At 66.5% G+C, this 21,211-nt stretch carries 22 protein-coding genes; 13 read left to right on the top strand and 9 right to left on the bottom strand.

What is annotated here, in order from left to right:
- Positions 1-129: 129 nt before the first annotated feature.
- Positions 130-651 carry a DUF7509 family protein gene (locus LAQ74_RS01565; RefSeq protein WP_224334123.1) on the top strand — a complete coding sequence of 174 codons (522 nt, stop codon included), beginning with the start codon at positions 130-132 and terminating at the stop codon, positions 649-651.
- 3 nt (positions 652-654) lie between these two features.
- On the opposite strand, the gene LAQ74_RS01560 is transcribed toward LAQ74_RS01565, so the two are convergent.
- The 3 genes from LAQ74_RS01560 to LAQ74_RS01550 form a co-directional block, all read right to left on the bottom strand.
- A complete protein-coding gene (locus tag LAQ74_RS01560) occupies positions 655-1,167 on the bottom strand; it encodes a hypothetical protein (protein ID WP_224334120.1) in 513 nt (170 codons plus the stop codon).
- A gap of 75 nt (positions 1,168-1,242) precedes the next feature.
- Entirely contained in the window at positions 1,243-2,109 is an 867-nt protein-coding gene (locus LAQ74_RS01555) for an ATP-dependent ribose-1-phosphate kinase (RefSeq protein ID WP_224334118.1), read from the bottom strand.
- A gap of 86 nt (positions 2,110-2,195) precedes the next feature.
- Positions 2,196-3,002 carry a DUF63 family protein gene (locus tag LAQ74_RS01550; protein ID WP_224334116.1) on the bottom strand — a complete coding sequence of 269 codons (807 nt, stop codon included), beginning with the start codon at positions 3,000-3,002 and terminating at the stop codon, positions 2,196-2,198.
- Positions 3,003-3,099: 97 nt separating this feature from the next.
- On the opposite strand from LAQ74_RS01550, the gene deoC reads away from it, so the two are divergent.
- The 4 genes from deoC to LAQ74_RS01530 all read left to right on the top strand — a co-directional run bounded on the left by deoC (position 3,100) and on the right by LAQ74_RS01530 (position 7,123).
- Positions 3,100-3,735 carry a deoxyribose-phosphate aldolase gene (gene deoC, locus LAQ74_RS01545; protein WP_224334114.1) on the top strand — a complete coding sequence of 212 codons (636 nt, stop codon included), beginning with the start codon at positions 3,100-3,102 and terminating at the stop codon, positions 3,733-3,735.
- Between the two features lie 2 nt (positions 3,736-3,737).
- Complete coding sequence (locus tag LAQ74_RS01540) at positions 3,738-4,493, top strand: Lrp/AsnC family transcriptional regulator (RefSeq protein WP_224334113.1); 756 nt, start codon at positions 3,738-3,740, stop codon at positions 4,491-4,493.
- A 208-nt stretch (positions 4,494-4,701) separates the two neighbouring features.
- On the top strand, positions 4,702-4,872 hold the full coding sequence (locus LAQ74_RS01535; protein WP_224334111.1) for a hypothetical protein: 171 nt from the start codon (positions 4,702-4,704) through the stop codon (positions 4,870-4,872).
- Entirely contained in the window at positions 4,865-7,123 is a 2,259-nt protein-coding gene (locus tag LAQ74_RS01530) for an amino acid permease (protein ID WP_224334103.1), read from the top strand. Before LAQ74_RS01535 ends, LAQ74_RS01530 begins: the two co-directional genes overlap by 8 nt.
- Before the next feature lie 24 nt (positions 7,124-7,147).
- Here LAQ74_RS01530 and LAQ74_RS01525 read toward each other — a convergent pair whose 3' ends face one another.
- A complete protein-coding gene (locus tag LAQ74_RS01525) occupies positions 7,148-8,347 on the bottom strand; it encodes an outer membrane protein assembly factor BamB family protein (RefSeq protein ID WP_224334101.1) in 1,200 nt (399 codons plus the stop codon).
- 136 nt (positions 8,348-8,483) lie between these two features.
- Between LAQ74_RS01525 and LAQ74_RS01520 the strand changes: the two genes are divergently transcribed.
- From LAQ74_RS01520 to LAQ74_RS01505, 4 genes are all read left to right on the top strand, one after another.
- Complete coding sequence (locus tag LAQ74_RS01520; RefSeq protein ID WP_224337330.1) at positions 8,484-9,734, top strand: tRNA (N(6)-L-threonylcarbamoyladenosine(37)-C(2))-methylthiotransferase; 1,251 nt, start codon at positions 8,484-8,486, stop codon at positions 9,732-9,734.
- 98 nt (positions 9,735-9,832) lie between these two features.
- Positions 9,833-10,597, top strand: coding sequence for a hypothetical protein (locus LAQ74_RS01515; RefSeq protein ID WP_224334099.1), 765 nt, complete (start codon positions 9,833-9,835; stop codon positions 10,595-10,597).
- A gap of 144 nt (positions 10,598-10,741) precedes the next feature.
- Entirely contained in the window at positions 10,742-11,335 is a 594-nt protein-coding gene (locus LAQ74_RS01510; protein WP_224334097.1) for a S24/S26 family peptidase, read from the top strand.
- Between the two features lie 60 nt (positions 11,336-11,395).
- Entirely contained in the window at positions 11,396-11,992 is a 597-nt protein-coding gene (locus LAQ74_RS01505) for a S26 family signal peptidase (RefSeq protein WP_224334095.1), read from the top strand.
- A gap of 63 nt (positions 11,993-12,055) precedes the next feature.
- Here the strand turns inward: LAQ74_RS01505 and LAQ74_RS01500 are convergent, their stop codons facing one another.
- Both LAQ74_RS01500 and LAQ74_RS01495 read right to left on the bottom strand, forming a co-directional pair.
- Positions 12,056-12,988, bottom strand: coding sequence for a cation diffusion facilitator family transporter (locus tag LAQ74_RS01500; protein ID WP_224334093.1), 933 nt, complete (start codon positions 12,986-12,988; stop codon positions 12,056-12,058).
- 107 nt (positions 12,989-13,095) lie between these two features.
- Positions 13,096-13,662, bottom strand: coding sequence for an HIT family protein (locus tag LAQ74_RS01495; RefSeq protein WP_224334092.1), 567 nt, complete (start codon positions 13,660-13,662; stop codon positions 13,096-13,098).
- A gap of 293 nt (positions 13,663-13,955) precedes the next feature.
- Here LAQ74_RS01495 and LAQ74_RS01490 point away from each other — a divergent pair, with 293 nt between their 5' ends.
- Both LAQ74_RS01490 and LAQ74_RS01485 read left to right on the top strand, forming a co-directional pair.
- Positions 13,956-14,153 carry a DUF7835 family putative zinc beta-ribbon protein gene (locus tag LAQ74_RS01490; RefSeq protein WP_224334083.1) on the top strand — a complete coding sequence of 66 codons (198 nt, stop codon included), beginning with the start codon at positions 13,956-13,958 and terminating at the stop codon, positions 14,151-14,153.
- A 187-nt stretch (positions 14,154-14,340) separates the two neighbouring features.
- A complete protein-coding gene (locus tag LAQ74_RS01485; protein ID WP_224334080.1) occupies positions 14,341-14,811 on the top strand; it encodes a redoxin domain-containing protein in 471 nt (156 codons plus the stop codon).
- A gap of 158 nt (positions 14,812-14,969) precedes the next feature.
- On the opposite strand, the gene map is transcribed toward LAQ74_RS01485, so the two are convergent.
- On the bottom strand, positions 14,970-15,860 hold the full coding sequence (map, locus tag LAQ74_RS01480; RefSeq protein ID WP_224334071.1) for a type II methionyl aminopeptidase: 891 nt from the start codon (positions 15,858-15,860) through the stop codon (positions 14,970-14,972).
- A 279-nt stretch (positions 15,861-16,139) separates the two neighbouring features.
- Here map and LAQ74_RS01475 point away from each other — a divergent pair, with 279 nt between their 5' ends.
- The gene (locus LAQ74_RS01475) at positions 16,140-17,609 is read left to right on the top strand and encodes a hypothetical protein (protein ID WP_224334069.1); all 1,470 of its coding nucleotides are present in this window, start codon (positions 16,140-16,142) and stop codon (positions 17,607-17,609) included.
- 89 nt (positions 17,610-17,698) lie between these two features.
- Here LAQ74_RS01475 and LAQ74_RS01470 read toward each other — a convergent pair whose 3' ends face one another.
- Together LAQ74_RS01470 and LAQ74_RS01465 are read right to left on the bottom strand one after the other, a co-directional pair.
- On the bottom strand, positions 17,699-18,547 hold the full coding sequence (locus tag LAQ74_RS01470; protein WP_224334066.1) for an isoaspartyl peptidase/L-asparaginase: 849 nt from the start codon (positions 18,545-18,547) through the stop codon (positions 17,699-17,701).
- An 89-nt stretch (positions 18,548-18,636) separates the two neighbouring features.
- The gene (locus LAQ74_RS01465) at positions 18,637-19,431 is read right to left on the bottom strand and encodes a mechanosensitive ion channel family protein (protein ID WP_224334064.1); all 795 of its coding nucleotides are present in this window, start codon (positions 19,429-19,431) and stop codon (positions 18,637-18,639) included.
- 416 nt (positions 19,432-19,847) lie between these two features.
- Here LAQ74_RS01465 and icd point away from each other — a divergent pair, with 416 nt between their 5' ends.
- Positions 19,848-21,107, top strand: coding sequence for an isocitrate dehydrogenase (NADP(+)) (gene icd / locus LAQ74_RS01460; protein WP_224334061.1), 1,260 nt, complete (start codon positions 19,848-19,850; stop codon positions 21,105-21,107).
- The last annotated feature ends 104 nt before the right edge of the window (positions 21,108-21,211 follow it).

Raw genomic sequence — 21,211 nt, 5'->3', positions numbered from 1 at the left:
TGCCAACGTACTGAGTTGGCAGGTTGCTATTTGCAGTTTACACACCGTACACCATAACACTTCTTGAGTCAACGTATCCTGAAACAGCCGCTATTTTTATACCACGTCCCCGAGAACCACTCTTCAAAGATGCGCGACCGCCTCCTCGACACCCTCTCGCCGACGAAATACCGGCGCTTTCTCGTCTACCTGATGGGGCCGTACAAGGCCCACCGCGGCGAGGACAGCGAGATGTTCGCCTTCCTCGAACGCCTGCGCGACGACCTCAGGGAAGTTGGATTCAACGCGTTCCTCGCCACCGACGCGGACATCGACTTAGACGAGATGGACGCCGGGACACAGTCGCTGCGCTTCGCCCGCGCCAGCAACGCCGTCGTCTTCGTCGTCCCCGGCGACGGGCAGAACCTCGGCGTGGGTATCGAAGTCGGGGCGGTGCTAGAGGACATGTCCGACCACGCGCACGAGCGGGTGCTGTTCGTCCACGAGGCGGGCGTCAGAAGTGCGATGATCCGCGCCGTCGCCGACCGGTGGGACGCGACGGTTCGGTCGTACGACGACGAGGCGGACCTCGTCGACGGGATTCGGCTGTTCGCCCGCGACGTGATGCGCCGCGAGGGCGACGGGAGTTTGCCGTTCCCGCCCGAGGAGTGAGCCTCACGCGAAGGCGAAAAGCACCGGTGCGACGACGGCCAGCGCCGCACCGAAGACGAGCGACGAACGGAGCCACTGGCCGCGCACCGCCGTCGACTGTTCCTCGTAGATGCCGCCGCCGGCGCGCGGGAGGACGAAATGCGCGAAGAAGACGTAGATGAACGAGACGACGAGAGCCACCGCCGCCAGATGCGACAGCAGGTCGACGCCGCCGACCGGGACCATCGCGGGAACGACGTTCTCGCCGAACGTCAGCACGGCGGCGTAGAGGACGCCCGCGAGCATCCCTGTCCCGTGGTGGACGACGCTGGCGTCGCGAAAGCTCACCGCGTCCGGGGCCGTTCGGCGCAGGACCGACGCGGCGACGTAGGCGGGCGTGAACCCGCCCTCCTGTCGGCCCATGGGGACGCCCATGGCGACGGCCGCGACGAGACCCGCCAACGCGCCCAGTACGAGGCGAATCGCCGACGCGGCGCGCGGCGTCGCGGCGACGTCGAGGACGATGTCGACGTACATCGTCCCCGAAAAATTCGCGCAGTCGCATAAACGTGCGGGAGAATGTATCGGGTGGTGATTGTTTCGGCGGAGCGTTCAGTCGTCGGCGAGCAGTCGGTCGACGGCGTCCCAGCCGAGCGAGGTTCGTGCGCCGAGCGACGACGCTGCGAGCGCACCGCAGGCGTTGGCGACGGCGAGCGCTCGGTCGTAGCCGTCGCCGTCGAGGCGACTCGCGAGAAATCCGGCGGCGAAGGCGTCGCCCGCGCCGGTCGTGTCGACGGTGTCGACGGCGAACCCCGGATGTGTGTACGTCTCGGTGGGTGTTCGGACCTCCGCGCCGCGCGGCCCGTGTTTCAACACGAGCGTCCGGTCGTCCGGCGAGAGGTCGGCGTCGAGCGCCGCCGCCGCCTCGCGGTCGTTGAGGAACACCACGTCGGCCCCGTCGAGCGCGCCCTCGAACCCTCTGTCGCCGACGCGACGCCCCGGGTCGAAACTGACCGGAACGTCCTCCGCGTGCGCCCGCTCGACGAGCGTCGCGGCCGTCTCCGGGTCATGACTCGTCAGGTGGAGGTGGTCCGCCCCGGCGAGTCGCTTCGGCGGGAGGTCGGAAGCGGAAAACGCTTCGTTGACGCCGTCGCGGCCGAGCACCATCACCCGCCCGTCGGCGGCGACGACGAGATATTTCACCGCCGTGGGGCCGTCGGTCCGCACCAGCGTCTCGCAGTCGACGCCCGTGTCGGCGAGTTCGGCTTCGACGTCCGCGCCGTGGTCGTCGAAGCCGACGCTCCCGAAGATGTCCGCGTCGATGTCGAGGCCGGCGAGGCCGCTGGCGACGTTCGCGGCGCTGCCGCCGCCCGCGCCGGACTGTGCCTCGATGGCCGCTTCGCCGTCCGGTTCCGGGAGGCGGTCGACGCGGAGCGTCACGTCCCAGTTGACGTGGCCGGCGCAGATGACGCAGGGCATGAGACGAACCTCGGACGCGGGCGAGAAAAAGCCACCCGACGCGGTGGTCGCAGCGAGTCGGGCGACAGCGAAGCGGGAGAAACGAGTCAGGCGACGGCGAAGAGGATGAGGTTGTGGACGCCCGGCCCTAACCCGACGGCCGCGACGAGCGCCAGCAGCAGAAAGCCTTCACTCGGTTCCTCGTGGACGTACTCGGCCATGAGCGTGACGACGACGCCGGCGAGAAGCAGTTTCACCGCGACGAACAGCCACCCCGACCCGATAAGGTCGGCCGTCGGCAGTTCGGCGGCGAACTCGAAGATGAGTCGGGACAGCGGCGTCCGTTCGCCGAACGGGAGCACGTCGAGACCGACGGCCGTCGAGACGCCGTCGAGGGTGTGGCCGAACACCGCGAGCGCACCGGCCCACCGGGTGACGGCCGTCTCCGGACGCACGGCTCTCAGCGCGGCCCACGCCGCCGCGCCGAGAACGACGGAGACGACGAACGCGACGGTCGACCAGAACGGGCGGAACGACCCCGACGAGAGCGCCGACGCCACCGGAAGACCGACGGCGGGAATCGCCGCGACGACGCCCGTGGCCGCGAGCGCCGACGGAACTGGCCAGTTCACCGAGTCGGCGACGACCCAGACGCCGCCGGCGACGACGGCGACGGAGAGGTACACCGACGGCGTCCCCATCAGCGGTTCGAGTACCGGAGGAAGTACTCCGAGCGCGTAGGCGACGTGGAGCGCAGACCCGGTGACCATCCACGGCGCGAGCGCGAGCACGTGGCGGTCGGTGAGTTCGGGTCCGCGGCGGTACAGCACGTAACTGACGGCAGAGAGCCCGACGACGAGCGCGAGGAGGTACGGCAGCGGCGGCAGCGCGAACCCCTCGGGCAACACCTGCATGAGGCGAGGAGTGTCGGGCCGCGGTGAAAGCCTTACCGAACGGAGACGACGCGGCGGCCTCCGGCGGGATTTTAACACCCCGCACCGTGGGGCTGCCATGGAGCGCAGCGAACTCGCCGCCCGCATCGACCACACCGTTCTCGGCCCGGAGACGACGCTCGACGACGTCGAGCGCGTTCTCGACGAGGCCGCCGAGTACGGCATGAACGTCTGCATCCCGCCGTGTTACGTCGCCGAAGCGGCCGAGTACGCGCCGGACGTGACGCTCGCGACGGTCGTCGGGTTCCCGCACGGTCAACACTCGACAGAGGCCAAACGCGCCGAGGCCGTCGACGCGTGGGACCGCGGCGCGGACGAACTGGACATGGTCATCAACGTCGGCCGCCTGAAGGCGGGCGAGGACGAGGCCGTCGAAGCCGATATCGCCGAAGTCGTCGCCGCAGTCCCGATTCCGGTGAAGGTCATCCTCGAGACGGCGCTTCTGACCGACGAGGAGAAACACCGCGCCTGCGAGGCGGCGAGGGAGGCCGACGCCGCGTTCGTGAAGACCTCGACCGGCTTCGTCGATGGCGGCGCGACGGTCGAAGACGTCCAACTGATGGCCGAGTACCTCCCCGTCAAAGCCAGCGGCGGCGTCGGCAGTTACGAGGAGGCGGTGACGATGTTCGAGGCGGGCGCGGAGCGAATCGGCGCGTCGAGCGGCGTCGAAATCGTCCACGGCGCGCCGGAGTGACGATGAGCGAGGAGTACCAACTCGACGAGGTCGACCGCCGAGTCATCCACGCGCTGATGGCGGACGCGCGCAACACCTCCGCGCCGTCCATCGCCGAGGGGTTGGGCGTCTCCGCCGGGACGGTTCGCAACCGCATCGGTCGACTGGAGGACGCCGGCGTCATCAGAGGCTACCACGCGCACGTCGACTTCGAGCGGGCAGACGGGCGACTGACGAATCTCTATCTCTGCAACGCGCCCGTCGCCGAACGGGAGTCCGTCGCCGCGAAGGTTCGGACGGTGCCGGGCGTCGTCCACGTCAGAGAGTTGATGACCGGCCGGCGGAACCTCCACGTTCTCGCGGTCGGCGAGGATATCGCCGACCTGCGGCGCGTCGCGCGGGCGCTCTCCAGTCTCGGCATCGAAATAGAAGACGAGGACCTCGTGCAGGCGGATTCGTACCTCCCGTACGCGCCGTACGCCCCGGAGAGGGAGGACGAACGTCGAGGAACCTTCTCGGACTTCGTCAGTCTCACCGGTGGTTCCGAGATCGTCGAAGCGACCATCGGCGAGGGCGCACCCATCGACGGGCTGACGCTGTCGGAGGCGGGCGACCGGGGATTGCTCGGTGAGGACACGCTCGTCATCTCGGTCGACCGCGGCGAGAGCGTCGTGACGCCCCGCGGAGACACCGTTCTGCGAGCGGGTGACAAAGTGACGCTCTTCTCCCGCGGCGACGTCCCCGACGAGACGCTCGCTGCACTCCGAAACGTCGAGTAGTTCGGATTCCGGCGCTCGGTACCGACGGTGTCGAGGACGTTCTCCCTGCTCCGGACGAAGTGTTCACGGAGTGGTGACACTACTCGACGGACGTGAAGCGGCCCGGCGATCGATAAATTGTGCGAAGCTCAGAGCGTATAAGTGACGATTTTGCGCTGAACAGATTTAACTCGATTGAGTTATGGTTCCGCATTCAGTACGCTCGAATATGAGAGTTCGAACCGAGGAGCCGAGAGCGGAGGGTGGAGCGGGCGTCGAAGGGTCGCACGGACGGCGCGTGACGGAGGTGAACGACCCCAGAGCGAGACGCCGACGAGCGAGCGACGTTCGACGCGGGGGACGGCCGACGGGCGGACTGACGGAGGAACGCGATGGCTGACGAGGAACTCGCGAAAGACCTCGGACTGCTGTCGGCGATGACCATCGGCATCGGGACGATGATCGGCGCGGGTATCTTCGTCCTGCCGGGCGTCGCCGCCCAGGAGGCCGGCCCCATCGTCGTCGTCTCGTTCGTCGTCGGCGGACTCATCGCGATGGTGAACGCGCTGTCGGTGTCGGAACTCGGGACGGCGATGCCGAAAGCCGGCGGCGGGTATTACTACGTCAACCGCGCGCTCGGGCCGCTGTTCGGCTCCATCGCGGGCCTCGGCGACTGGGTCGGCCTCGCGTTCGCCTCCGCGTTCTACTGTATCGGTTTCGGACAGTATCTCGCCGAACTCGTCGGCTTACCGGGAGTACTGTTCCTCTCGCCGATACAGGTCGGCGCGCTCCTCGCAGGTCTCATCTTCGTCGGCGTCAACTACATCGGCGCGAAGGAGACCGGCGGCATCCAGACCGTCATCGTCTTGCTTCTCCTCGCGATTCTCGGCGCGTTCGCCGTCGCGGGGTGGACGTCGTTCGACTACGCGACGCTCGTCGGTGAGGACGGACTCGCGCCGTTCGGCTTCGGAGCCATCCTCCCCGGAACCGCGCTCGTCTTCGTCTCCTTTCTGGGCTACGCGAAGATCGCGACCGTCGCCGAGGAACTCAAAAATCCGGGTCGAAACCTCCCAATCGCCATCATCGGCAGCGTCGCGCTCGTCACCGTCGTCTACGCCATCCTGGTGACGGTGATGCTCGGCGTCGTCCCGTGGCCGGACCTCAGTCAGGACGCACCGGTCGCGCAGGCGGCGGAAGTCGCGTTCCCCGGCGGCATCGCGGGTTCGGCGGCGACGGTGATGACGCTCGGGGCGCTGTTGGCGACGGCGTCGTCGGCGAACGCCTCGATTCTCGCGTCGGCGCGCATCAACTTCGCGATGGGTCGCGAGAAGATCGTCACGAACTGGCTCAACGAGATTCATCCGCAGTTCGCGACGCCGTACCGCTCGATTCTCGTGACGGGGGCCGTCATCATCGTCTTCATCGCGGCACTCGGACAGGATTTGGCAGTACTGGCGAAGGCGGCGAGCGTGCTGCACCTCATCGTCTACGCGCTGATGAACGTCGCGCTCATCGTCTTCCGCGAGTCCGAGGCCGTCGACTACGACCCCGAGTTCCGCGTGCCGTTCTACCCGGTAACGCCGATAGCCGGTGCGTTGCTGTCGCTCGGGCTCGTCGCGTTCATGGACGACATCGAAATCGCGCTCTCGGCGATGTTCGTCGTCGCCGCCGTCGTCTGGTACTTCGTCTACGCCCGCGAGAACGTCGAGAGCGGCGGTCTACTCAGCCAGTACGTGCTCTCGCGCTCCGAACGGATGCCCGACGCCGCGGTGTCCGCTGCAAGTACCGTCCAACCCGATGGTGGCGACTACCGCGTGATGGTGCCGCTCGCCAATCCCCGCACCGAAAAGCACCTCATCGAGTTGGCGAGCCTGATGGCGACGGCGCGCGGCGGGACCGTCGAGGCCGTCCACGTCGTCACCGTCCCCGACCAGGTGCCGCTGGCGGCCGGGGCCGAACGGATTCAACAGATAGACGCCGAGTCCGAGAGGTTACTGGCGGCCGCCCGCGAGGACGCCGAGACGTTCGGCGCGCCGGTCGAGACGCGGACCATCGTCTCGCACCGCTCCGTCGAGGAGGTGTTCGACGCCGCCCGCGATCACCGCGCGGACCTCGTCGTCATGGGCTGGGGCGGCTCGCCGTTCTGGTCGGCCGGCCGCGTCGAAGGGACGTTCGACGAACTCGCCGGGAACCTGCCGTGTGACTTCCTCGTGCTGAAAGACGAGGGGTTCGACCCCTCCGACGTACTCGTTCCGACGGCGGGCGGCGGCGACTCCGACCTCAGCGCGGAGGTCGCGCGCGTCCTCCTCGACCGCGGGTCGGACGTGTCGCTGCTCTACGTCGTCGACGGCGAGGACGAGCGCGAATCGGGTGAGACGTTCCTCCGTGAGTGGGCCGAAGAGCGGGACTTAGGAGACGCCGAGATTCGCGTCGACGCTTCCGGCGACGTCGAGGGCGCGATCGGCCGCCACTCCGCGGAGATGTCGATGGTCATCATCGGTGCGACGGAGCGGGGCCTGCTCTCGCGGTTGCTGACCGGTTCGCTCGTCTACGACATCATCGACGAGGTGGAGTGTTCGGTGCTGTTGGCGGAGCGTCCAAGCAAGCGGTCGCTGCGCGAGCGGTTGTTCGGGTTCCGCTCGGACGACTGACCCAGGTACCGTCCGGTCCCGCTCTCAGTCGTCGTTCCGTTCTTCGATGGCGCACGCCCGCGACGCATCCTCGGTAGTCGTCAGCGCGAAGACCGCACCGTCGGCGACGGCGAGCCCCTCCTGAACACCACCTTCGACGTCGGCAGACCACCGCTTCGCGCCGAACCGGACGTCGTCGACGCCGACGCCGCCGTCGAGCGCGTAGGCGTCCACGCGACCGTCTCCGCCGACGTAGACGGTGTCGCCGGCGGCGGCGGGTCCCGAGAAGTAGTCGTCGCCCGCCGTCCAGCGCGTCTCGCCCGATCGCGCGTCGACGGCCGCGAGCCCCGAACCGTCGGTACCGTAGACGGCGTCGTCCGTAACTACGAGCGAACTGTGGGCGGTGACGGCGTCGCTCTGCCAGCGCGGCGTGCCGGCGAACGCGCCGGATTGGAGGCGGGCGAGCGGGCCGCCGAACCCGCCCGCGAACACGTCTTGGTTTTTGACGGCGAGCGCTTGCACCGCGCCGCCGAGTTTTGTCCGCCAGTAGCCCCGCTCTCCGTACGCATCGAGCAGGTACACCTCGCCGCCCTCGGTGCCGACGATTAACGCGGGCCCGTCGGCGACGAGGCGAGTGACGGGACCGAAGACGTCGCGTCGCCACTCCTCCTCGCCAGTCTCGGCGGCGAGCGCGTAGACGGTTCCGTGATCGTCGCCGACGTAGAGCGTTCGCCCGCCGTAGCCGAGCGTCGGCGTCGAGAGGGCGTTTCGGTCCGTTTCGAAGGTCCACCGCTCCTCGCCGGTCTCCGCGTCGAGGGCGAACGCCCGCCCGCCGCCGGTCGCGGCGTAGACGGTCCCGTCGTGGACGGACGGCGAGCGCAGGTAGCGGTCGTCCTCGTCGCCCGCCTGCCAGCGTTCCTCGCCCGACTCCGCGTCGAGTGCGAGAAGCGTGTCCGAGCAGGGCACGAATACGGTTCCGTCCGCGACGACGGGGCGACCGGTCGGAAGACCCGCCAGTTCGGTCGACCACTGCACCGTGGGATTCGAGCGCGGGCCGACCGGGTCGGGGTTGTAACTCGTCCACCCGCGGTCGAAGGCAGGTCGCGGCCAGTCCGTTCGTGCGTCTTCGTCGGTCTGTGCCGCTGCGCCGGTCGTCGAGTCGCGGCTCTCCGTCGCGAGGCAACCGGCCACGCCGAGCGCTCCGGTCGCACCGACGCCGGCGAGAAACTGTCGTCTGGAGGGCATCACCCACCCTGCGTCCGGACGCGTGATATATTTTCGGAAGAACACGAGTGAGCCGAAAGCAGTGGACGAGACGACCGACGAACCGCCCCCAATCGTCGCGCTTTTGCCCGCAGGCCCGATACCACCGAACGAGCGAATGGCCCGGTATCACATCGAAACCTACGGTTGCACGTCGAATCGGGGTGAGAGCCGCCACATCGAGCAGGCGCTGCGCGACGGCGGCCACCACCCCGCCGACGGACCCGAGGAGGCCGACGTGGCCATCCTCAACACCTGCACGGTCGTCGAGAAGACCGAACGCAACATGATTCGCCGGGCCCAGGAGTTAGAGAAAGAAACGGCCGACCTCATCATCACCGGCTGTATGGCGCTCGCGCAGGGCGACGAGTTCCGCGAGGCCGGCATCGACGCCGAGGTGCTCCACTGGGACGACGTGCCGAACGCGGCGATGAACGGCGAGTGTCCGACCGTCACGCCCGATACCCAACCCGTCCTCGACGGCCAAGTGGGGATTCTGCCCATCGCCCGCGGCTGTATGTCGAACTGCTCGTACTGCATCACGAAGTTCGCCACCGGGCGCATCGACTCGCCGCCCGTGGAGGAGAACGTGGAGAAGGCCCGTGCGCTCGTCCACGCCGGCGCGAAGGAGATCCGGGTGACGGGCCAGGATACGGGCGTCTACGGCTGGGACACCGGCGACCGAAAGCTTCCGGAGCTACTGGACCGCATCTGCGACATCGAGGGCGAGTTCAGGGTTCGGGTGGGAATGGCGAACCCCGGCGGCGTCCACGGCATCCGCGAGGAACTCGCCGAGGTCTTCGCGACAAACGAGAAACTGTACAACTTCATCCACCTCCCCGTCCAGTCGGGCAGCGACGACGTGCTGGAGGATATGCGCCGCCAACACCGCGTCGACAAGTTCCTCGACATCGTCGAGACGTTCGACGAGAGACTCGACTACTGGACGCTCTCGACGGATTTCATCGTCGGCTTCCCCACCGAGACCGACCACGACCACGCCCAGAGCATGGCCTTGTTCAGAGAGATTCGCCCCGAGAAGGTGAACATCACCCGCTTCTCGAAGCGCCCCGGCACCGACGCCGCGGAGATGAAGGGCCTCGGCGGCACCGTCAAGAAGGAGCGCTCGAAGGCGATGTCCGAACTGAAGATGGACATCGTTGGCGGGGCGTACGAGGCGATGGTCGGGACCCGGCAGGAGGTGCTGGTCGTCGAGGAGGGCGTCGGCGACTCGGTGAAGTGCCGCGACGGCGCGTACCGACAGATTATCGTCCAAAATGCGTCGGAACGCGGCGTCGAACCCGGCGATTTCTTCGAGGTCGAGGTGACCGGTCACCAGACGGTGTACGCGTTCGCAGAGCCGGTGTGACTGGCGCGACGACTTGCCGCGACGACTTGCGCGATTAGCTTCCGTCGCCGGTACGTCAGTAGCAAAATACATTTGTGGAGACGCAGGAGTGATTTCGTATGCGTCGATTGGTCCTCGTCGTCTGCCTCGCTGCCCTCCTCACAGGTTGTAGCGCGCTCCCGTTCGACAGTCCGCCGCCGAGCGACGACCGCGCGGTTGCGGCCGTCGAGGAGGTGAACAGCACGGTCTCGAGCGTCGAGACGTACCGTTTCGACACGGATATTCGTGTCTCCGCGTCGGACGGCGGGCGGTCTCGAACCGTGACCGCCGACGGCTCCGGTGCAGTCGACCTCACCGCAAAACGGATGCGCGCGACGTCGGAAGTAGCGGACGAGACACTCGACTCCTACGTCACCGAGTACAAATCCTATCAGGAGTGTCCGGAGCCGTGGGAGGGATACGCCGTCGAGAACGTCTCGCAGTCGGAACCGTGGGCGACCGCGACGCCGCTTCACCGCCAAATCGAACTGTTCGAGCACTCGAACGTCTACTGGCGCGGGAACCGAACCGTCGACGGCGAGCGGACCGTCCTCGTCGTCGCCCACCCGAGCGACGACACCGTCCAGTCGCTGGCGGACCGTCGTCGGACGGGAAGCGCCGAACTGGACGGCGGCTCGTTCGACAACGCGACGGCGCGGCTCTGGATAGACCCCGAAACGAATCGACCCGTCGAGTTCGCGCTCCACCTGGAGCTCTCGCGGCGGGGCGCGACCGCCACCGCCGACCTCACAACGCGGTACACCGAGTACGGAGAGTCGGTGGACGTCTCGGTCCCGTCGGCGGTTTACGAGACGCAGTACCAACTCGGCTGTCCCGGTTCGTGAGCGCGAGCGAGACGCACGTACTGGATCGGAATCCGAGTCTCCAATACTCAGCGCTCGGGTTCGGAAGAGCCCGGACGACGAGAGACGGAAACCCGACTCCGCGTCCCGCAACGCTCTTACTCCCCGACCTGTTCCCCTAACTGGATGAGTCGCTCCCTCCTCTACGACGTCCTCCGACCCGCCGCCGTCGTCACGGCGGTGTTTCTCCTCCTCGTACTGGTGAGCGGCGTCTGGCCCCCGATGGTTGCCATCGAGAGCGGGAGCATGGACCCGCACATGCAGAGAGGCGACATGGTCGTCATCACCGCCACCGACCGGTTTTCGGGAACGAGTGCCGACGCCGCCGGGGTCGTGACGGCCGACGACGACGGCGAGTACCGGCGCTTCGTCGGCGACGGCGACGTGATAATCTACAACGCGCCGAACCGCGGAACGCCGATAATCCACCGCGCGCACGTCCGCGTCGAAGCCGGCGAGAACTGGTACGAGCGGGCGAACCAGTCGTATCTCCCCGCAGACGTCGACAGCTGTGACGACCTCCGAAACTGTCCGGCCCCACACGACGGCTACGTGACGATGGGCGACGCCAACGGCGTCTACGACCAGGCGAAAGGTATCGCGCCCGTCGTCAAGGAGGAGTGGGTCCGCGCGAAAGCCGGCGTTCGGATTCCGTGTCTCGGGTGGCTCCGCCTCGTCGCCGAAGGGTCGGCGACGCTCGACGACGTCAGCTGTCCCTGACCAGCGGGTGCGGCGTCGGCCCACCACAATCTACAGTACGCTACCCGTGGTACGACGGGTGTGTCAGGAGCGAGTTCGGGGGGCGGGTCCGTCGCGCGCGAGTTCTTCGGGACGCTCGCCGCACTCGGACTCGTCGGCGCGGCGCTGTTCGCCGTCGCGGGCGTCTGGCCGCCGATGGTGGCCGTCGAGAGCGGGAGCATGCAACCGAACCTCGACAGGGGTGACCTCGTCTTCGTCACGGCCGTCGACCGTTACGACGATGGAACCGCCGGCCCCGACGGTGTGATGACGGTCCACGAAGCCGAAGCGAGCGCTCACGAACGTTTCGGCGAACCGGGCGACGTCGTCGTCTTCGTCGACCCCGACGGAACCGGAGCGCCGACGCTCCACCGGGCACACTTCTGGGTCGAGGAGGGCGAAGACTGGTACGGCCGCGCCGACCGTTCGGCGATTCCGTCCGGCGTCGACGACTGTTCGGAACTGGCCAACTGCCCCGCTACGCACGCCGGATACGTCACGAAAGGCGACGGCAACGCCCACTACGACCAGGCCGTCGGCCGCACCGACCCCGTCCGCACCGAGTGGGTTCGAGGGAAGGCGAACGCCGGCATTCCGAAACTCGGATGGGTCCGACTCGTCGTCGCCGAGGCGGTCTGACCGCCGCGAGAACGTCGTCCGCGACAGCGTCGACGACTCGGCGGTATCGGCGGCTTCCCGAACTCACCGTCGCCCGTCGGTACGCGTCCACCCGGCCAACCGGTCGGTCTCGCTGTCTTCCTTCCACTCGCCGAGTTCCTTCGGGTCGACGTGGACGAACACGTCGTCGACCTCAGATAGCTCGCGAATCGACGTGACGATAGCCGTCTCGATGTCGTGGGCCTCGCGGACGGTCATGTCGCCTTCGACCTCGATGTGGAGGCTCACGTCTATCTCGGGGCCGACGTAGTGGGCGACGACGTCGTGTGCGCCGCGGACGTCTTCGTGCGAGAGCGCCCGGCGAACGATTTCGGCGCGGAGATCCTCCGGCGGCGCGCGGCCGACGAGGTAGTCGACGTTGTCGCGGACGATCTCGTAGCCGGTGTAGCCGATGCCCACGGAGACCACGGCGGCGGCGACGGGGTCGAGAATCGGGACGCCGACCCGCGTACCGAGTACCCCCACGAGCGCCGCAGTCGCGGTGAGGATGTCGTTTCGGTTGTCGAGGGCGGCGGCGACGAGCGCGGGCGAGTTCTGCGTCTCGCCGACGCGGAGGCAGTACCGGTAGAGCACGTACTTCACGACGGCGCTGGCGACGAGGATGCCGACGGCGGTGAGACCGACGGCGCCGCCGTAGCTGCCCGTCAGTACCGACTGGGCGGCTTGCCACAGCACCGCACCACCGGCCGCGAAGATGCCGACGGCGACGAACAGCGAGACGAACGGTTCGATTCGTTCGTGCCCGTGGGGGTGGTCGAGGTCCGGCGGTTGCGTCGTGATGTAGAGACCGGCGAGGACGACGAAGCTGTAGACGGCGTCCGAGAGGCTGTTGACCGCTTCGGACCCGACGGCGAGGCTCCCGGTGGAGTACCACACCGCTCCCTTCGCCGCGGCGAGCGCGAGGTTAGCCACGAGGACGACCACCCCGACGCGCCTGACGACTGCCTGCCGGTCCATCGGTCGTCGTAGGATACCGCCGCTGAAAGAGGCTTTGGAGTGACTGTCGGCCGACGATTCACTCGGCACGAGGTGTGTCGTGGGAGTCGGATACTGCCGAGCAGCGCTCAGTCGAAGCGAATCCTGACCGCGGCGTCGCCACCGTGGACCGTCGCGCCCTCCTGCTCGGCGAACGCGGCGTGGAGGCGGTCGTACGTGTCTTCGAGCGCCTCGACGAGCACCTTCGTGTCGCCGATGACGGGCATGAAGTTCGTGTCGCCCGACCACCGGGGGACGACGTGGGTGTGGACGTGGTCCTCGATGGAGCCGCCGGCGGGGCCGCCGAGGTTGAGTCCGGCGTTGAACGCGTCGGGACCGATAGCGGTTCGGAGCGCCTCGAACGTCCGCTGTTTGAGTCGGGCGTGGTCGAGGAGGTCTGCGTCGGAGAGGTCGGTGTACTCGCCGGTGTGGCGGTAGGGGATGACCATCACGTGGCCGGGGTTGTACGGGTAGTTGTTCAGGAGGACGAAACAGCGGTCGCTCCGGGCGACAATTCTGTTCTGCCGGTCGGCGTCGTCGTCCGGGAGCGTGCAGAACGGACAACCGCCGTCGTCGCCGTCGTCGCCGTCGTCGCCGTCGTCGCCGCCGTCGCGTTCGACCCACTCGATACGCCACGGCGCGAACAGTTGGTCCATGGCACACGCAGAGCCGCCAGTCGCTTAGGCGTATCTCACCGTGTCCGCGCGGGCGGTTCGCGGATGCGCGGTCCAACGGCGGCGGACTCTCGACTAAACGGGCAATATTGTCCGACAGTTCCCGGTCTCGACACTCGCTTCGGGTGTTTATCAGTTAGCTTACTCCGATAAACCGTTTGAACAGTCTGTCTCCCGACAGGGGGTGATACCGGCGCCGTCTTGCGATGAACGGTCGAAAATCGGCGGAACGGAGGTGTGTCTTTATTCGTAAATCGCCCATACTGTTGCCTGAAATGGCGACAAAACCCGGACCCGACGGGGTGACAGAGGCGTGTGACCGCTGCGGGAGGGAGACGACCCACAGCGTCCGTGTCGAAATCCGAACCGAGAGCAAGAAGCGGGAGAACGCGGAGTTCTCGCGCGAACCGTACCGCATCTCGGTCTGCGGCATCTGCGGGACGGAGACGACACAGCGGATGAACAACGCGTAGTCGGCGGCCATTTTTCGGTGACGACCGTCCCGCGTGTGCGACGGCGATTCGCCGGCGTCGTCGACAGTCGAGTCGGCACGCGGAGCCGAGACGCTCGGCCGACGGTTCGACGAGTATAGGCCTCACGCTCGCGGCGAACCTGAGGCCGTTTGAGCAGTTTATCCGCGCCCCTCCACAATCTGGGGACATGGTCTCGGTAGGCGACGACGCGCCCGAGTTCACGAACAAGGTAGCAAACGGCGACGTCGAGGAGTTCTCGCTCTCGGAGCGGGTCGGCGACGGACCGCTCGTGCTCGCGTTCTTCCCCGGGGCGTTCACGCCCCCGTGTACGAGCGAGATGACCTCGTTCGAGGAACACATCGACGAGTTCGAGGCGGCCGGCGCGCCGGTGTACGGGCTGAGCGCGGATTCGCCGTTCACGCTGAACGCGTTCCGTGAGGAGTACGACCTCTCCTTTTCGCTCGTCAGCAACATGAGCCGAGAGACGATTCAGTCGTACGGTCTCGAGATCGACGTCGAGGAGTTGGGCCTCCACGGCGTCGCGAATCGCGCGGTGTACGTCGTCGACGACGACGGTGAGGTCGACTACGCGTGGGAGGCCGACAGCCCCGAGAACGAGCCCGACTACGACGAACTGCTGGACGCCGTCGAGGCGTAAGCGGTTCTCCGCCGGACGACTCGAAGCGGGCCGATACCCCCCGTTATTCCGCGGGCGCCTGCCCCGAGCGGTCGCTCCGTGTCCGCGAGAGTCGGAATCTTCGAGCCAGTTGAACCGTTCTGCGAGCGAAGAAACCTCTGATTTCTACGCGCGTCGACTCAGTTCGTCGTGATCTCGCAGCCGTCTTCGGTGACGATGACGGTGTGTTCGGCCTGGCTGACGAGACGGCCGTCCTCCTCCTTCAGCACCGGGTAGCCGTGGAGGACGCGGTCCTGTTCGAGGCGTCGAATCGCCATCTCCGCGCGGGGGACATCGAGCCACCGCGCGGCGAAGGGAAGCGTGCGGTACCTCTCTTTCACTTCCTCGAGTACCTGCCTTGCCTGCCGGTTGCGGACCGACCGGTCGTTTTCGAGGCTGTATATCTCCGTTTTCGCGCCCTCGGTCACCTTCCCGCTCCCGTCGGTGGCGAACGGTTCGATGGCCACCACGTCGCCGACTCGGAGTTCGACGCCGCGCTCCGCACCGCGGTTCGGGATGTTCGGCCCCGTGTGGGCGTCCCACTGTTCGACGCCGTGGCCCGAGAGATTCAGAATCGGCGTGTAGCCGTAGCCGCGGATGACGTCCTCTATCTCCGCGCCGATAGCGCCCGTCTCTGCGCCGGGTTCGACGGCGTCGAGGGCGGCGTCGAGCGCCTCCTCGGAGGCCTCGACGAGTTCGGGGTTCCCTGTCAGGTCGACGGTGACGGCGGCGTCGGCGATGTAGCCGTCGACGTGGACGCCGATGTCGAGACAGACCATCTCCTCGCCGAACTCGGTGTCGTCGTCGCGGGCGGGCGTCGCATGCGACGCCTCCTCGTCGACGCTGATGTTGACCGGGAACGCACAGCCCGCGTCGTGTTCGGCGATGCGTGATTCGGCGTACTCGGCGACTTCGAGGTGCGTGACGCCGGGTTCGACCATCTCCGCGGATTCGTCCAACACGGTTCGGAGGATGTCGCCCGCTTCACGGTACTTGTCGACCGTCTCGTCGTCGAGATGTCCGATGCTCATACCCGGGGGCTTTGACCGACCGAAGCAAAGAGGTTGCGGGACGGCGGAGCGGCGGGGTGAGGCGACGAGGCGACACGGAGAGAGAATGCGGCGGCGCGACCCGACTCGGAGAGGCTCGGGTGTATCGGACGGCGTCAAAACCATCAAATATCGGAAAGTAATTAGAGCTTTTCACCGAAAACCCAGGGACGTAGCGGTGACAGATACTCGAGATAAGCTCCGCATGTGGGGTGAAAACAGCCGCTCTGGTTTATTATCGAATCTGCAGTCGTTGAAAGCGTGAGTTCCACAACCATACGGTCGGCCGTCGCGTTAGTGACTGCACTTCTGCTGGTGACTGCAGGCGTTCAACCCGCGATGGGCGGTGCGGCGACGACGGCAGACGACAAGGTAACGTTCACCGACGTATCGGTGAGTGAGCTACAGGTCGACGACGGGACCGTCGAGGACGTGACAGTCGAACGATTGGTGGTCGACGAGGCGGAACTCGGTGACCGCGGCACCGTCGAGAAGGGCGTCTTCGAAGACGCGTCCCTCGACAGTATCGAGGTCAGCGGCGTCACCGTCGAGGAGATCGAAGTCCAAGACGACGACGTCAACGAGGCCGAAGCGCGCGGCTACCTCAGTTCGAACGAGAGCGTCGACAGCATCGTCGTCGGGACGCTTCACGTCGACACGCTCTCGGTCGACGAAGTGAACGTCGAGGACGACCAGACCGGTCTGCTCTCGGGTGACGGTGCCTCCGAAGGCGACTCCGAGACCGAGAACGACTCCGAGACCAGCGAGAGCGAGTCGATGTCGGAGTCCGAGAACGACTCGGCGGACAGCGAGAACGACTCGATGGCCGGCGAGAGCGACTCCAACGGGACGACGGTTCTCGTCCGCGAGGTCAACGTCGACGAGATGGAAGTCAGCACGCTGACGATCCAGACGCTCCAGCAGTCGACGCCGACGCCGTCGGCGTTCGACGACGTGGAGGGAACGGAGAGCTTCTCGCTCGACGAGGACACCGATGAGGCCTTGGAGGCCATCGACCGAGCGGAGACGGCCATCGACGAGAACCGCGACCGGTTCACCGACGAACAGTACGTACAACTGAAGACGGAGCTCGCGAACGTCCGCGAGATAGTCGAAGACGGTGAAGTGACCGAAGAGGAGTCCCAGGAACTCGCTGACTCCAGCGAGCGTATCCGCTCGACGATCGACGAGTCGAACGTCTCCGAGGAGCGGGCTCAGGAGGCAGTCGACCGACTCCCCGACGATGCCCGGCAGATCGGTGACGACTCCGGCGACGACGTCGTCGTCGTCGACCGCGTCGACGTCGGGACCGTCGAAGTCGACGAGATGACGACCGGCGAGACGTCGGTTCGCGTCTCCTCGAACTGGGATAGCCTCGCCGTCACCGGTGTCGAAGGGCCGTCCGAGATCTCGGCCGACGAGACGTACAACGTCACCGTGACGGTGCTCAACCCGACGAACGAGACGGTCGCTGACAGCGTCTCCTACCGGGCCGGTCTCGGTGCACCGACGAGCGAACTGGTCGTGCTCGAACCCGGCGAGACCCAGCAGGTAGAACTCGAAGTCCGCGGCCCGAGCCAGACCGCCATCGAACGGACAGACTCGCCGCAGCACATCGTCTCTACCTCGAAGAGCACCTACACGGTGCCCGTGAGCGTCACCGACAGCGCTTCCGGTAACTCCGATGACGGTGGCAACTCCAGCGACGACGGCAACAGCACCGACACCTGAAGCGACGAGTACCCGAATCACCGATTCGGAGCTCTCTTTTCTTTATCACGAACCCCGCCCCGAGCGGTAGCGCCGGGACTGTCGCCCGATCAGCGACGAGCGACGCTCGTCTGCATCCCGTCGGTGTTGAACGCGCTTCCGGCACCGTCGCCGTCGAGGACGATGACGCCCGCGTCCGAGCCGGTGAGTTCGGCGAACTCCGCCATCGTTCGGTCGGCGGCGGCCTGTGCGCTCAACCCCGATTCGAGATGGCGAACCGCCCGACGCGAGAGCGTCGCTCTCGCGATGTCCTCGCCCGCACCGGTGGCGCTCGCGCCCCCGGCGGGCGCACAGTAGAACCCAGAGCCGATCTGGGGGACGTCACCGACCCGTCCGGCGAGCGCGAACCAGCGCCCGCCTGTCGACGTGGCGGCGGCGAACGTCTCGCCGTCGCCCGCGACGGCGCCGACCGTATCGTGGCCGCCGAATCGCTCTCGGATCCACTGCAGGTGTTCGCGCGGCGACCCGTCGGGCGCGTCGCTGTCCTCCCAGCGCTCGCGGCTCTTCTCGGTGAACAGGTCGACGCCCGTCTCGACGCCGTAGTCGTCGGCGAGGTCGACGGCGTGCTCGCCGACGACGAAGACGTGCGGCGTCTCCTCCATGACCACCCGCGCGACCGAGACGGCGTGCTCGACGCCCGACATGCTCGCGACTGCGCCCGCCTCGCGGTCGCTCGTCATCACGCCTGCGTCGGTTCGAACGACGCCGTCTGACTGGACTGCACCGCCGACACCGGCGTTGAAGCGCTCGCTCGACTCCAGAATCTTCACTGCTTCCTCGACGGCCGAGAGAGGGTCAGACTGCGCTACGCCGGTCTCGGCTGCGTCGTCGAGCGTCGCCTGTCGCGGTTCGGGTTCGTCGGGCGTCCCGCCCGCGCCGCCGTGTACGATGACGTGCATGGCGGCGACTCTCGTCGAGACGGTAAAAGGACGGGCTATCCGGCGAGGCAGGTAGTCGACGGGTGCCAAAAAAGATCGCAGCGGGCTGCTCAGTCGTCGTCGGAACTTACTGTGCTGTCGCTGAAGCTCGGGGAGCCCTGACTGGCGCGGCCAGCCCAGTTGTCGATGTTCTCGGCGACCCACCCACGTGCGCCGAAGCCGAGGGCGAGACCGAGGCCGATGGCGATGGCCGCACCAAGACCGTAGGCGACTGCCTGCGCGACGATGTAGAGCACGCGGACGCTGAACCCCATCGTGTCGAGACCGATGACGAGCACGCTGAAGTAGAGGAACAGCCGGACGCCGTCGGCGACCACTCCCGAGTAGCGCGTCTCCGACGCGGTCGAACTCTGTTGGACGACGCGAGCGATGAAGTCCGCGACGATGAATCCGAGGACGATTATCAGGAGACCCGCGAGGAACGCTGGCAGGTACGAGACTGCCGTGTTTATCCACTGCGAGAGCAGCGTGATGGCGAGCGCGTTCGCCGCTGCGAGGATGGCGAGCAGGTAGATGTAGTACGCTGCAAGTTTCCCGAACGTACTGGAGACGGCCTGCTCGGTTCCGCCGAGCGCGCGGCCGACGGGCGTTCGCAACGCCATACTGTCGATTTCGGTCCTATCGACGACCTCGCGGACGACACGTGCAACGACGCGCCCGATGACCCATCCGATGAGGAGGATAACGAGCGCGCCGATTAACCGCGGAATGAATGCGAGTATCGACGAGACGGTGTCCTGGAGGAACTCCGGGATACCGAGCTGTAAGACGACGAATAGTGGGACGAACGCAGCGTTCGTCGCGTGTTCGGTGTCGGTGCGTGCATCGATGTCTGTTGTGGACATAGGCACGTTACGAGAGGCTCCCGAGAGGCTTTAATTCGTTGCCTGATGGAGAGCAAAAATTGCACAGTAGTGGCTATCCGAACCTCGGTACTACCACATCGCCCGAGCCGAACCGTGCGTTCCCGGCGAGATAGCTACCGAAAGCGGTAGAATAGTTATTCAGCGCTTAGCTCGTCACGCTTCGATCGGTCGGAATTTCGGAGGCTCTGCGATACAGTACCGTTCACGCGAAACGTCAGACTTGACACGCCACTCGACCGGACACTCTCTCGGAGCGCATCCGGTACAGTCGCCTCTCGTCGACGGCGAGCGATGCTTCGTGTCGTGTGTTATCGTCGCTAGATTCGGCAAAATTTTGCCGTGGGAACTGCAGAACGGCAGGCCTTTTACGCTGCCTCGGAAACTCACCGTTGTTCATGAGCTACGATCAGGTCGAGGTCCCCGAGGAGGGCCAGAAGATCACCGTCGCCGACGAGGAATCCGGCGAACTCACCGTTCCGGAGAACCCCATCATTCCCATCATCCACGGAGACGGCATCGGAACCGACGTCGGTCCGGCCGCACAGAAAGTACTCGACGCCGCCGCCGACGCGACGGGCCGCTCCATCTCCTGGATGCGCGTCTACGCCGGTGAGTCCGCCCGTGAGAAGTACGACGAGAACCTCCCCGACGACACCGTCGACGCCATCAAGGAGTTCAACGTCGCCATCAAGGGCCCGCTGACGACGCCGGTCGGGTCGGGCTTCCGCTCGCTCAACGTCGCGCTTCGCAAGAAACTCGACCTCTACGCGAACGTCCGTCCGACCTACCACCTCGACGGCGTCCCGTCGCCGGTCAAACACCCCGAGAAGATGGACATGGTCACGTTCCGGGAGAACACCGAGGACGTGTACGCCGGCATCGAGTGGGAAGCCGGCACCGACGAAGTCGAGAAGGTCAAGGAGTTCGTCGAAGACGAGATGGGCGCCACGGGCGTCATCCACGACGGTCCCGTCGGCATCGGCGTCAAGCCCATCACGGAGTTCGGCTCGAAGCGCCTCGTCCGCGAGGCTATCGACTACGCCATCGAGAACGACCGCCCGTCGGTGACGCTCGTCCACAAGGGTAACATCATGAAGTTCACCGAGGCGGCGTTCCGCGACTGGGGCTACGAGGTCGCAGAGGAAGAGTACGACCAGACCATCACCGAGGACGAACTCTGGGAGGAGTACGACGGCGAGCGTCCCGAGGACAAAATCGTCGTCAAGGACCGCATCGCCGACAACATGCTCCAGCAGCTCCTCACTCGGACGGAACAGTACGACGTCATCGCCACGATGAACCTCAACGGCGACTACATGTCCGACGCCGCCGGCGCGCAGATCGGTGGCCTCGGCATCGCGCCCGGCGCGAACTTCGGCACCGCCCGCTGTCTCGCCGAACCGGTCCACGGCAGTGCGCCGAAATACGCCGGTCAGGACAAGGTCAACCCGACGGCGATGATCCTCTCCGGCCGCCTGATGCTCGAGTACATGGGCTGGAAGGACGCCGGTCAGTTGGTCAAAGACGCCGTCGAGGAGACCATCTCCTCGGGCGACGTCACCTACGACCTCCACCGACAGATCGAAGGCGGCAACAAGCTCGCCACGAGCGAGTTCGCCGACACGGTCGTCGAGAACATAGAGAAGTTGTCGTAGACAACTTCTCTGGCTCGCGCGGTGAAACCGGCGACCATCGAAAAGCTCTCATAGATTTTTCGGGCGCTCGACAGTTTCCGATTTTCGAGAACGTCAAGAACCGG

Source organism: Haloprofundus halobius (assembly GCF_020097835.1).
Taxonomy (GTDB): Archaea; Halobacteriota; Halobacteria; order Halobacteriales; family Haloferacaceae; genus Haloprofundus; species Haloprofundus halobius.
The sequence above is the reverse complement of the archived record's forward strand: the minus strand, read 5'-3'. Positions and strand labels throughout refer to the sequence as shown.

Bases quoted from the DNA above. Each gene is read 5' to 3' on its own strand.
- LAQ74_RS01490 (WP_224334083.1), top strand. From the start codon at position 13,956: ATGGCGACAAAACCCGGACCCGACGGGGTGACAGAGGCGTGTGACCGC.
- icd (WP_224334061.1), top strand. From the start codon at position 19,848: ATGAGCTACGATCAGGTCGAGGTCCCCGAGGAGGGCCAGAAGATCACC.
- deoC (WP_224334114.1), top strand. From the start codon at position 3,100: ATGGAGCGCAGCGAACTCGCCGCCCGCATCGACCACACCGTTCTCGGC.
- LAQ74_RS01565 (WP_224334123.1), top strand. From the start codon at position 130: ATGCGCGACCGCCTCCTCGACACCCTCTCGCCGACGAAATACCGGCGC.
- LAQ74_RS01520 (WP_224337330.1), top strand. From the start codon at position 8,484: ATGGCCCGGTATCACATCGAAACCTACGGTTGCACGTCGAATCGGGGT.
- LAQ74_RS01525 (WP_224334101.1), bottom strand. From the start codon at position 8,347: ATGCCCTCCAGACGACAGTTTCTCGCCGGCGTCGGTGCGACCGGAGCG.
- map (WP_224334071.1), bottom strand. From the start codon at position 15,860: ATGAGCATCGGACATCTCGACGACGAGACGGTCGACAAGTACCGTGAA.
- LAQ74_RS01470 (WP_224334066.1), bottom strand. From the start codon at position 18,547: ATGCACGTCATCGTACACGGCGGCGCGGGCGGGACGCCCGACGAACCC.
- LAQ74_RS01530 (WP_224334103.1), top strand. From the start codon at position 4,865: ATGGCTGACGAGGAACTCGCGAAAGACCTCGGACTGCTGTCGGCGATG.
- LAQ74_RS01485 (WP_224334080.1), top strand. From the start codon at position 14,341: ATGGTCTCGGTAGGCGACGACGCGCCCGAGTTCACGAACAAGGTAGCA.
- LAQ74_RS01500 (WP_224334093.1), bottom strand. From the start codon at position 12,988: ATGGACCGGCAGGCAGTCGTCAGGCGCGTCGGGGTGGTCGTCCTCGTG.
- LAQ74_RS01535 (WP_224334111.1), top strand. From the start codon at position 4,702: ATGAGAGTTCGAACCGAGGAGCCGAGAGCGGAGGGTGGAGCGGGCGTC.
- LAQ74_RS01560 (WP_224334120.1), bottom strand. From the start codon at position 1,167: ATGTACGTCGACATCGTCCTCGACGTCGCCGCGACGCCGCGCGCCGCG.
- LAQ74_RS01540 (WP_224334113.1), top strand. From the start codon at position 3,738: ATGAGCGAGGAGTACCAACTCGACGAGGTCGACCGCCGAGTCATCCAC.
- LAQ74_RS01555 (WP_224334118.1), bottom strand. From the start codon at position 2,109: ATGCCCTGCGTCATCTGCGCCGGCCACGTCAACTGGGACGTGACGCTC.
- LAQ74_RS01550 (WP_224334116.1), bottom strand. From the start codon at position 3,002: ATGCAGGTGTTGCCCGAGGGGTTCGCGCTGCCGCCGCTGCCGTACCTC.
- LAQ74_RS01465 (WP_224334064.1), bottom strand. From the start codon at position 19,431: ATGTCCACAACAGACATCGATGCACGCACCGACACCGAACACGCGACG.
- LAQ74_RS01495 (WP_224334092.1), bottom strand. From the start codon at position 13,662: ATGGACCAACTGTTCGCGCCGTGGCGTATCGAGTGGGTCGAACGCGAC.
- LAQ74_RS01510 (WP_224334097.1), top strand. From the start codon at position 10,742: ATGAGTCGCTCCCTCCTCTACGACGTCCTCCGACCCGCCGCCGTCGTC.
- LAQ74_RS01515 (WP_224334099.1), top strand. From the start codon at position 9,833: ATGCGTCGATTGGTCCTCGTCGTCTGCCTCGCTGCCCTCCTCACAGGT.